The organism is Bacillus sp. ISL-77, assembly GCF_018613105.1.
Window position 1 is genome coordinate 1 of the sequence record NZ_JAGGQY010000106.1, and the last position, 11911, is coordinate 11911.

Annotated in this window: 10 protein-coding genes; 5 read left to right on the forward strand and 5 right to left on the reverse strand. The window is 33.1% G+C overall.

What is annotated here, in order from left to right; translation table 11 throughout:
• Window positions 1–243 precede the first annotated feature (243 nt).
• Window positions 244–951, reverse strand: coding sequence for an IS6 family transposase (locus J7E77_RS30230; RefSeq protein WP_214719318.1), 708 nt, complete (start codon window positions 949–951; stop codon window positions 244–246).
• 208 nt (window positions 952–1159) lie between these two features.
• Here J7E77_RS30230 and J7E77_RS30235 point away from each other — a divergent pair, with 208 nt between their 5' ends.
• The 3 genes from J7E77_RS30235 (at window position 1160) to J7E77_RS30245 (ending at window position 2635) form a co-directional block, all read left to right on the forward strand.
• Window positions 1160–1831, forward strand: a complete 672-nt coding sequence (locus J7E77_RS30235; protein ID WP_308160865.1) for a hypothetical protein — start codon at window positions 1160–1162, stop codon at window positions 1829–1831.
• 14 nt (window positions 1832–1845) lie between these two features.
• Window positions 1846–2142, forward strand: a complete 297-nt coding sequence (locus J7E77_RS30240; protein ID WP_214719322.1) for a hypothetical protein — start codon at window positions 1846–1848, stop codon at window positions 2140–2142.
• 331 nt (window positions 2143–2473) lie between these two features.
• Window positions 2474–2635, forward strand: coding sequence for a hypothetical protein (locus J7E77_RS30245; RefSeq protein WP_214719324.1), 162 nt, complete (start codon window positions 2474–2476; stop codon window positions 2633–2635).
• 506 nt (window positions 2636–3141) lie between these two features.
• Here J7E77_RS30245 and J7E77_RS30250 read toward each other — a convergent pair.
• Together J7E77_RS30250 and mobQ are read right to left on the reverse strand one after the other, a co-directional pair.
• The gene (locus tag J7E77_RS30250; protein ID WP_214719326.1) at window positions 3142–3525 is read right to left on the reverse strand and encodes a VOC family protein; all 384 of its coding nucleotides are present in this window, start codon (window positions 3523–3525) and stop codon (window positions 3142–3144) included.
• 545 nt (window positions 3526–4070) lie between these two features.
• Entirely contained in the window at window positions 4071–6086 is a 2016-nt protein-coding gene (gene mobQ, locus J7E77_RS30255; protein WP_214719328.1) for a MobQ family relaxase, read from the reverse strand.
• Window positions 6087–6302: 216 nt separating this feature from the next.
• Between mobQ and J7E77_RS30260 the strand changes: the two genes are divergently transcribed.
• Window positions 6303–6566: a C1orf50 family protein gene (locus tag J7E77_RS30260; protein WP_214719330.1), complete on the forward strand. Its 264-nt coding sequence runs from the start codon at window positions 6303–6305 to the stop codon at window positions 6564–6566.
• 1 nt (window position 6567) lies between these two features.
• Window positions 6568–6846, forward strand: a complete 279-nt coding sequence (locus J7E77_RS30265) for a DUF3847 domain-containing protein (protein WP_214719332.1) — start codon at window positions 6568–6570, stop codon at window positions 6844–6846.
• Between the two features lie 1111 nt (window positions 6847–7957).
• Here the strand turns inward: J7E77_RS30265 and J7E77_RS30270 are convergent.
• The gene (locus J7E77_RS30270) at window positions 7958–8500 is read right to left on the reverse strand and encodes a BA5345 family protein (RefSeq protein ID WP_214719334.1); all 543 of its coding nucleotides are present in this window, start codon (window positions 8498–8500) and stop codon (window positions 7958–7960) included.
• A gap of 935 nt (window positions 8501–9435) precedes the next feature.
• Entirely contained in the window at window positions 9436–10554 is a 1119-nt protein-coding gene (locus J7E77_RS30275) for a hypothetical protein (RefSeq protein ID WP_214719336.1), read from the reverse strand.
• Between the last annotated feature and the right edge of the window lie 1357 nt (window positions 10555–11911).

An 11911-nucleotide genomic window follows, 5' to 3' on the forward strand; every position in this document is an offset into this window, starting at 1 on the left:
ATATAGTCAAGGAACCTTAAAAGTGACCATGGGCAGGGAAATGGCAGCAGTGGAAAGTATCCGTTCAAAATACAAAATGCGGCTTACAGCCAGAGATCCTTTTACAGTAAATGTGCAGCTAAAGGTGAACGCGGTGTTAAAAGAATACTCCGGTAAACGTGTTACACAATAACAATATATATGGTTCTGGTGCAAATATACTTGTTAAAAACATAGAATCTCAATACCCTTTTCATCTATGAATTATGATGCTACTCCAAATAATTTATGTATGAATTCAACCTCGCTGTGGACAGACTTCACCCCTTGTAGAAGTTGTCCTTTTTTCAGCATATGCATCACCTCCACTCCACAGATGATCTGTTTGGCTGTTCGAAACGTTTTTAATCCTAGCATAGAACGGAGTCGCTTTTTTATAAAGCGGTGATCTTGCTCCACTATGTTATTCAAGTACTTCTGTTGTCTAAGTTGCATACCATCAGGTATGCTTTTCTCTTTTTTCAACTCTTCAATGGCTATAGGATAAGCCGGATTCTTATCGACTGTAATGACTCGAGGCTTGGAAACATGAAAAGACCGCAAAGCTTTCTTGAAGAAGCGCTTTGCAGCCTTTTTGTCTCTTGTTTTACTGAGATAAAAATCAATCGTGTTTCCTTCGGAATCCACTGCACGATACAAATACATCCATTGACCTTTTACTTTGATATACGTTTCATCAACTCTCCAGGAATCATTTGTTGGCTTAAGATGACGCCGTACTCTTTTATCTAATTCAGGTCCATATTGATGAACCCAACGCATAATCGTTGTATGAGCGATCGACAGACCTCGCTCCTCCATCATTTCCACCAAATCACGAAAACTGAGGTTGTACCGTAGGTACCATCTTACAGTTAGCAAAATAATGTCAGGCTGATAATGTTTCCATTTGAATAAATTTTGGTTTTCCATACAGATCATGCCCCTTTTTTTAGAGTAATAGTATCAGTATGTCCAAGATTTAGAGATTACTTGCAAGTGTGTTGAACTTTTTGCACCAGAACCTTTACAACATTTTATCGTTAAAACGTCCGTCACACGACATACTTGATACCAAAGTACGGTCCTTACTCACCGTAAGGATGGGTTTTCGAACTGATGTTTTTAACGAGGTGTTATGATGCTAACAGCAAGAGATAAGGCGATTATAGACGACTTAAACCGCTTCAGATGTATGAGTAAAGATGATATCGCCGAACTACACTTTCGAAAGTTGAATAATCCGAAATATGCAGCAAATAATATTTTATTAAGACTGCACCGTGAAGGTTATGTTCAACGATCTACAGCCTTTGTGCCTTATGTTTACTTTGGTCCGGAAGTGAGTATGAAGAAAAACAGTGCAAAAATCGGGCATTTCTTAGCTATTGTTGCAATTTACAAGGAGATTAAGCAACTTGGGGAGTTAAATACCTTCTTGATAGAACCGAAATACGGAAACAAAGGTACCGCAGAACCTGATGTATTTTGTATATACAGGAGAACTCCATTTTTTATTGAAGTGCAGAAAAGCATCTATTCCGAGAAGCAAATGAAGGATAAAATGAATAGATATTTAGATTTATTTGATAGCAGGATTATCGAAAACGAACCTTGGCAGCCAGTAGATAAAAAAGTCTTCCCGCACCTCCTCATCCTATCAGATCAACGTTATGCCATTGATGGTTCATACCCCTTTAGAATTATGCAAGCAACGTCTTTCACTGAATTTTTACAGACCTTAAAAGTGAAAGTTGTCCCACAAAAGCAGGAACATACAACAATTAAGTCGAATTTGAAATTAAATAATTGAAAGGGAGTGGACACATGGTTATTAAGAAAAAGTCTGACGTTGAAGACTTCCTAAGTCACTTTCAAGTTTTTTCAGAATGGGACGGCACAAAACATTATCTTACCTTTGAAGATACGAAAAATAAGGGCTATCTCACCCTTATGAGTTATCCGAATGAAGGATTTACCTTTTACAGAAAAAACAATTCATTTTGGGATATGAAGGAGCACCCCATACATGAGAATGAAATTATTGGTTTTCTTTGGAAACATCGTAAAGCTTTAAATTCCTACTTGAAAGCAGCTGAATATCTGCTAATTGAGAGCCATTGAGCTCTTTTTTTGTTGTTTTAGATTGAATCCAGAATCAAAATTCACCAATAGAAAGGTGGTATTGAAAAGATACAAAAATTAATAAAAATGAGCAAAAAAACGCAAAAAACATACAAAATAACACTTATGTAAACGAGAATGCTTTAAATTGAAACCATTTAAAGGACAAATCGAATTTATCAATAATACCTAATAAAAGGAGAAAGACTATGAATTTAAACCCAGCCGAAATTATTGTAAATTCAGCTAATTTCGCTGTTACCTGTCATTATTGCCGCTGTAATCATAAAAAAACTCCGCTATTAACAAACAACAAAAAGGGGGATAAACGATGGAAGCAATGAATCACTTGCCGGTAGAGAAAATTTCTTTTGATAAGCTAGGATTTGAATCTAAAGCACGGGAAATCGCAACATTTATAAACGAATATCCACTTCATCTGCCTTGCTCCATATCAATTAAAATGTTTGTCAATTTAACTGAATATTTTTAATAATTAAACAATATTCCAACTTTCATGAGTGTTAGGAAATTAATCAGCGTATATTTTCGGATTTTTTCTATTAAAGTCTCCTTTAAAATTCTTGAAATTTTAGATTCTGGAACAGTACAATTTTAAAACAGACTTTTTTATTGGTTTTATGCTTCAAATGATGGATTTTAAAGTAATCAGAACACTTTTCCTTGTATTCCATCAGGTTAACCAGATCTTCCACCGCTTTTGGATTTACATTTAAAAAGTCAGATATGTACCCACTCCTGAAAAAAGTGATAACATTTGCCCAAACAAGTAACCCCTCTGCAAGCTTCTTCAAATCAAACGGAGTTTTCCCATTGATGTAACTGCTAACGCTGGCTATAAAACAAGTAGATATTATAGAAGATCTTTTCTGGATTAACTTTGAAACCGATTAATGTCTTAACTAAATGGGAGTGTTCTTACAATATCGTTAGCAGAAAAGAAGAATCTCTTCTTTCTGCTAATGATATTGTAAATTCTTAGCGTTGAAAAAATTCAACCCATTCCCCTTCTGAGCCGTATACGAAAAAGTAGCGATATCCATTAGGTAATGAAGTAATTTCTTGATCCACTAATTCTACATCTAAGCTTTGAATACGTTTAAATTCTTCCTCAATATTGTCCACCGTAACAGCGAAATGATGGACCTTACCTTCCGCAGGTAGTTGATCATTGTAGCCTTGAATTAACTCCAATTCAGTTTCATATGATTCATTAAACCCAAGGAATGCTAATCGGATAATTCCATTTGTATGGAGAAGTGTGCCTTTTAATGTTAAACCTACAACATCTTTATAAAATTTAATAGAATTTTCTAAGTTTCGTACCATAACTCCTACATGGTCAATCCTTTTTCTAGTCATTTTCTAACCCCCTATGAGAGTGTTTAGCAACCATTTTTCTTAAAGGTAAATATAGGATAACTTAGGATAGCGATATCTGATTCTTAATTGCCATAAAGACTCATGCTTTTTTGCCAACCTCTAAAGCCAAATAAAGCCAAGATTCTGTTGTTTTTTTCAATTCACTTTTCTTAAGCTTTCCGCCTGAATTCTCCTTTACACTATTACTCAACTCAATAAAGGACAAGAAGAGGTTCTTTCATCTTAAAAATTTTTTAATTCATACTCCTTAATAACACGGAAAAATGAAGTCAAAAAAATAAAATCCTGGCACAATCAGTGGGCTCTCTCCTTGTAATAGGGTTATTTTATTTATTAAGTTAAAAAAAAGACATTTTCAAAGCTCTCAATGGCTTCAAATTAAAGTTACGTTCATAATGATAAACAACCATCTTCATAAGCTCCAATCCTTATAAAGTTAGCTTGTGCTTGCACAATGAAATTACTTATTGCTGGCGATTTTTTTTATAAAGGTTACTATCTTTTTTCATCCATTCAATCTCTTTCTATCGTTCTAATCCTCTTTGTCGTTTCTTCTTTTTATTTTTGTGATACTGTTCGAATTCATCTTCCCTCCACTTGCGGTCTGCTTCACGGATTGCACTTTCAAGAATCGAGAAGAAATCCGTTCCATCAGGAGATATAGAACCTAGATAATGATTCGGATGTGGTGTAAAGGTGTTAGGAGCTTTAAATGATGATTCTTCGACATTTTCAAAAGTTTGAACATTAAACGCACTGTGAAGCTGATTAATTTTATCTGGGCCAATTTCATCTGAATAACGCAGGCATTCATGATAAAAGACTTTCATATAAGATTGATTATCAATTTGGAAATCAGGATATTTATAGCGTAAAATATCATAATGTTTATCCTTATTTGATGAATTAGTTTTAACATTTTTAATGCAATACAAAGAGAAAATAATTTCTTTTTGTTCCTGTTTTGAATACTTTCTTGGTGGGTTGGAGAAATCTGTTGGCAAAATGGGTTTTCCATAAAACTCTTCTGCCATCAAAAAGAATTCTTTCTGTTCAATTGTTAAATAATTTCGTCCATCCCAATTAAGATACATACCTTGTAGCTGATGATCATAAAGCTGATCCATTAAGTCTAACGATTTATTCATATTTTCTTTTTGTTTTAATAAAAACTGCATTTGGTTTAAATCTTTATCAGAAGCATTCTTTATGGTAGATGGATCAGCAAAGTTAATTCCATTTTTCGTTCGTAGATGCTCAAATTGTTTCTCTGCATTTTGTAGTTCTTGCTGCAAGGATAATACAAATTGCTGTCGATTATTTAATAAAACATGAAGATCTCTTTCAATTTGTTTTATCTCTAATTCATGAAAAACCCTTTCAATGTCCTTGATGCTCAACAATTTATTTTGAGAAACAGTGGTTTCAACAACTTCAATTTTTTGATCTGTAGATAGTTCTTCCTTATTTAAATTCGGATAATATTTATCTAAGAATCTATTTGTTTCAATTTTTAAGATTTCTTCTGTCTGATTTAATAGTTCTGTTTCTTTTTCAAACCGGCTTATTTTTTTATATTTATCAATGGAATCCTGATGAAACTCAAGTCGGGATTGCCATTTTCCTAATTGTAATCTTCGAGTATTAATATTTTCATAGTTGACAAACATCCGTAACAGTTTTGCTGATTCACGTAATTGCTTTTTCTCTAAAGGAGTAAAGCGACGAACATACTTGTCAGTTCTTTCTTTTATCTGTTTTTCTTTCTTCGCTTCTGCAAGTTCAATGACCGTTTGGTTGTACTCTTTTCTGTTAATATTCATTTTAATCCTATCGGATTCTTTACCTTCGCTTTGCAGCTGCCTTGCAACAAAACCCTCGTGAATCGTTGGAAGTATTTCAATCCCTCTATCTTTGTTCGATAAATGAGTAATTCTTTCTGAAAAACCATTTTTCTCTAAAAAACGATTGGCATAATGAGCCCACTGTTCTCTCCAATACATCAGTTTTTCTTTTGTGTTCCAATCGGTTATATGTAAGGCTTTAACTTGTATTTTTCCGTCAACTATTTCTTTCACTTTCATTTGTTTATTCCCCCATGAACCATCTTCATTAAATGGACGGATCGTTAACATCACATGAAAGTGAGGGTTTTCTTCATCATCTCGATGGATGGATAAATCGGCAACCATCCCATCATTAACAAAAATTTCCGTACAAAATTCAATGGCTAATTGCTCTTGTTCGGCGTGGGATAATTCTTTTGGTAAGGCTACATTAATTTCACGAGCGAGTTGAGCATTCCATTGTTTTTCTTTTTTCTCCACTTCATTCCATAATTGTTGACGATCATAAACCCATTCAGGTGCATGACTAGGCGCCAGAATATGAGTAATCGGTTTCACTTTTCTTTTGTAAAACTTTTCTTCATTCGTTCTATCATCTATCAGTCTTTCACCAGAACGATAGGCCGCAGCCGCAATAGTGTTTTGTTGTTTTTTTCTTGAAATAATCTGATTAGAAAAATGATAGATTGCCATAGTTATAGTCACCTCACCATCTTTTACAAACATGAGCAAAGCGAATTTTTAAGACGCCTCACGAGTTTGGCTCCTTCATAGAAAGGGCCGACGCACAATACCACGATAGTGGTATATAAGTGCGCCCTTATCTTCGATATTGGGACCATTATATCACTTCCCATGATTTGGTTCAAATGTTATAATATAGTAAACTATCTAAAAAGAGGTGCTAAAATGCCAAGACAAAATACAAAGGACAAAATAACTGACATCGAAGAGCAAATTAAAAAACTAAAAGAAAAACAAAAACGAATTTTGACCAATTCCCAGAGAGACATTGGTAAGTACTTAATGGACACATGGGGAATTGAAGATGTAAATGAAGCAAAAACATTAATAGATTTGTTTAAGGACCAAGTAAAGGTATATTCCGAGGTTGCATCATCCAACGAAGAGCAAAAAGAGGAAGAGACGACCATAAACCTATCGGGTGATTAATATGACAAATGAAGAGTTACATAAACTTGAGGACAAAATAAAAGTCCTGGAGCAAAAAAAGAAAGCCTTAGAATACAAAATTTCTAATGAAGATCGGCGAGAAAGAACTAGAAGATTGATCCAAAAAGGAGCACTTTTAGAAAAGTACTTAGAAAATGAAAATGTATCCCTAAAGGACACCGAAGATTTGTTAAAAATTTTAGCTGAGTTTAAAAATAAAAATAAGAAATATATTGATAGAAAAATTCAAAACATGCAGGAAGATCGAGAAGCGCATTAATTTAAATTCTACAAATTGTTAATGCGCTTTTTTATCTCACCTTTATTACTCCTCCACTTTCCACTTCGCTGAAATCCATTCAAAAATTCTATAAGAAAATCTATTTAGTGTTTCACCTTTTCCCCTAAATGATCAATTCTTTTATTCCGGTAAAATCCTAAAAAATTTTTAAGAATATTATACAGATCATTATGTTTATAGGTATTTACTATTTTTAAAAACTCTTAAATACATTTGACGATAATTTCCACTTCCATCAATATCCTAGTTTTTTCTACAGATAAATAAACTTTTAACATCTCGAATGCACCGTCAATCCTGGGAGCATTTTCATTTGAATATTGTTAAAATCTGAATCATTATCTCCATCAACAGAAAGAACTTTTATGTTAAGAAATTCACATCTTCTACTACCTAGAAATATTTTTCAATTGTTCGAACTTTATATCAAAAGCGTCTTCCGTTATTGGCATTTATTTTACCATCATGTTTTTCTCTTCTTTCTGCATTTTGTTCTTTCTCTATTTCATTTAAAGATGATAGAGATGATTTGAAGTGACAAGGCAGAAGAATACAATAAAAAGTCATGCATTTCAAATTTGGTATTGTTTTGAAATAAAAAAATACACTACGAAGGATGGATCAAATCCAGCTACGTTTGTGACAAAAATTATAATATATCCTTCAGTATACCTTCACTAATTTTTAGGCAACACAGAATGAAGGATGTAGTTATCCTCAGAATGGACCCCTATCACTCTATTCAATTCTTCTGAATCGCGTTTTAACCCAATTGATGGAACGTATAAGTTACGTAGTTTTTCATAGTTCTCACTTTCCTTCTTCGTTACATTTCAGCAAAAAAAGATTTTTTCTGCTAATTAATTGTTAACTTTAAGTAAACAATTTTCTCCTCACGAATCCTTTTTTCTAGTAAATGTCACCTTATTAATACTCATCATTACCTCAATTTCCTAAATGCTTACATTATTTTTTCTTAAGTTTCCTTCTACCGTTCGAACTAATTTTATCATTAAGTATTGATCAAGCTTCATAACGTAACACCTTACTTTAATAAATAAAAAACATCCCGACCGGATGCCATAACCTATTATTCAAAATCAGACTTAATTTTCTTTATAAAATAATTCAAGTTGTTTTGAAAATAAACCCAGTTATAAAACACAATACAATTAAGCCCAAGAACTATTAGAAGTAAGATACCTATCTTTATCGAAAAAGTAATCGTTAGAGATAATATAACCAAGATTAATAATGATAGGAATAAACTAGTAGATAAAACTCTTAAAGCATGAACATTCCCAAGTTTGTAACTATAAATCCTTTGGATCTCTTTTCCGAATTGATTTTTAATAATTTTTAAGTCCATCTCATACTCGTTTTTAAAGTATTTATTCTTGTTTATCCACATAATTAATCCAAAACTAAGACTGATTTGATGTATTAAATTGCCTATAATAATCCCAGTCCCAATAAAAATTGTAATGGAAGAGACAATGATCGGAATATCCTTACTAAATATGAACGATTTTACTGCCCCGTAATCACTTATTGTAAAATAGGAAATTAATATAGCCAAGAGCATCCATCCAGGTATTCCCCATCTAATCAAATTTTTTGAATCTAAATTCATTTGCATCCTTCCTTTCATCATTACTTTTTCGATAAAAGGAAAGTAAATCCTGCTTATTTCCTTCTTACAGTACCATGTCCTCTTATATAAGTATCACGGTGTAACTCATTCATTCCTCAACATTCTTTTTTCTAGAATATTCTTTTTCTTTTGCTTTTTCTTTGAGTTTTATCTAGCTGCTGTTTTGGTTCTAACGATGAATGATTAACAATTTTCCTATCATCACCTTCTTAAAGGAAAAAAAGCACGCCTTGGTAGGCTGCTTAGTGTTAGGCGAGCTTTGAAACAAATTGGTGTTGGTATTAAAGGCGATTTATATTTTATATGTCTGTTAGAGGAGTGGGTAGGTTAACTAAAATATTACTTTTTAACCAAGCAATCTCATTTGTAAATATTCTTTTTAAAATCTCTCATGTTTTTATTAATGAAGGAATAAAAAATAAAAACTTAATAGATGGTATTAAATTAACAAGAATATTATAGTCATGGATTTCTATCGTAAAAATTATATTTAGTAAGAATATATATAATTAGTAAAAAATATATATTTAATAAGATAAACAATAATAATAGGCATTTTAAATTTTCGGGGTATATCCGTTGTGGGAGAAGGGTTTCAGCCTTTTTAGAGAGTAGTAATAACATAGTTTCCACTAGTACACAAATAATATAAAAAAGAATTCACATCTCCACAAGTATTTTTTTAAACTATTTACATATTCACAAGGGTTTATTTTAAAAATCAACAAATACACAAGTATACATTCGGAGCCTCTTACTCAAAAAAAATAATTCCTTCTTGGAAAATCTGTCAAAGAAGAAGACAGATTTTCCAAGAAGGAATTATTTTAAAAAATAGAACTATGATTTTAATTTTGGTCAAATACGAATAGCCCTGTGAGGGTCCATTTTTTTCACAAGGCTGATTATCTCTATTAAATTAGATTGTAAAGTGCGGGTTCTTGACCAGTTAAAGTAAATTCCCTAATTTTGGCTTCAAAGATTAGATCATAAGGCAGCTTTTTTAAAGCACCAGGGAGATACTTTCTGAAAGCCATCCTGAAAAAAGCACCGATTGAGTAAAAATGAAACGTTCCGGTTCGTTGTTTTTCTGTATGTATTAAGACTCCAATTTGATCCATTGTTTCTATAAAGAAATTTTTTATAAAGCGATCCCTGACAGTGAATTTCTCTCTATCTTCATCCAGTAAATAGTTCATTTTATTCATTACTTCCTGTTTAAAAGAAAGCATGACATCAATTTGGTCTCTTGGTTTATATTTAATTTGATGTCCATCCAAGAAGTAGGTTAGCTCTTTTGATAATTTTGCCATAAGCGGGTTCACGTTGAATTCATCTGTATTCTCTTCCACGCATTCCGGCTTCAAGGAAAAGCCAACTTTCTTAATCCATATTTGTTTACCACGCATTTCAATCCCAGTAAATTCTATGGAAAATAGAGCCTCTAAAACACTTAATGTTTTTCGGACTCCTTTTGCATTTTTATTCAATTGAAACTTGAGTGTTTTCATCGTCCTTTCTTGCTTTACTTTCTCCACTTCACCCGTTTTGCTAAAAGACATACCAGTACGAAATTGGTTAAGCAAGGATAAGAGTAATTCGATCCCTTCAGGATTTGAAGTACGGACGAATTCAGCTAATATATTTGTGTCAAAAAGGCCATGTGGTATGATCAGGTAGTTGAGAACCCCACCATTATGTTCAGGTGTATTATACTTTTCGACATCTTTTAGAACTAAAACAGGTAATCCTTCGTGAATTTCCTCTTTCACAAAATGATGATCTTCTAGAAATCGCTTTCCTCCCCAAAGAGTAGAATAAGAGATTCCAAGTTTCTTAGCCCATGAAGAAAGATTATATTCTTTTAGCATGCCGCGTTGATTCTGTTCTACTTCCAATTGCTTTAACATGGTCATATATACAACATAGGCAGATGCAGGAGGGCGCTCAAATGACTCATCACGTAGAAAACGAAATTCTTCCAATATGGCATGATGCATTCGAAAACCGTCGATTCTCATTTTACTGTTCATTCCAGGGGCCCTCCTCTCGTCTATTTTCCTAGTTTGAATTATAGCAGAATGGAAATAGAGGAAATGATGACCTTTATTAAGGGATTTTCAAAGTTGCACAACAGGCGTCAATCCCTTGTCCCCCAAGGGGTTGAAAAAAACTTTAAAATTTTTTATGTGAAAGGAAACGTCATTGTTTTTTATAATTTGTGCATATTGTGACAGGAAACGTCATACCTGATTGATTAATGGATTGGGAGAAACGTTGATATATCAACGTTTTTTTAAAAGAGTCTATTAAAACAAAAGCAGAACTAAAAAACTTGCACAGAAATCTTTGCTAGTTTGTGTGAGAGGAAACGTCATTATCCTTCATTTTCAAACACAAGAAAGAGCAAACATTGCAATATTTTGTGTTTTTATAAGAAATTTATGAATTTTTACTATTAAATCAAGGATTTCATTCAGACAAAAAATGCAGCCTTTTAAAGGATTTGTGCATATTGTGAGAGCAAACGTCAGGAAAAAAAAGTTGCACACAGGATTTTAATGTACTGCTGTGAAAGGGAGCGTCAATCATTTAATAATGACCAGGTCGCTTGGAGTAAAGAAAGGTTGCACATGATTTAGGCTTAGTCTGTGCACATTGTGAGAGGAAACGTCAAGCAGAAAATAAGTGCACTATTAGACGGATGAGTATATCTCTTTATGCAGAATGAAAGATCTTTAAAAGGATGTGCACATTGTGAGAGGAACCGTCAAAGTAGAAAATAAGTGCACAACTAGTAAAGGATGAGGATACTCTTTTATGCTGAATGAAGGATCTTAAAAAGGGTGTGCACACTGTGAGAGGAACCGTCAAAGTAGAAAATATGTGCACAACTAGTAAAGGATGAGGATACTCTTTTATGCTGAATAAAGGATCTTTAAAAGGGTGTGCACATTGTGAGAGGAACAGTCAAAGTAGAAAATAAGTGCACAACTAGTAAAGGATGAGGATACTCTTTTATGCTGAATGAAGGATATTTTAAAAGGGAGTGCCTATTGTGAGAGGAACTGTCAAAGTAGAAAATATGTGCACTACTAGTAAAGGATGGGTATATCTCTTTTTATTTTTAAGATGATGGATGTGCACATTGTGAGAGGAAACGTCAAAGTAGAAAATAAGTGCACAACTAGTAGAAGGTGAGCAGATAGCTCCTTTATTCTAAAATGAAAATTCTATAAAAGAATGTGCACATTGTGAGAGGAACCGTCAAAGTAGAAAATAAGTGACCTACTAGTAAAGGATAAGTATCTCTTTTTTATTCTGATTGAAAGATCTTTAAAAGAATGTGCACATTGTGAGAGGAAACGTCAAGTAGACAAAATAAGTGCA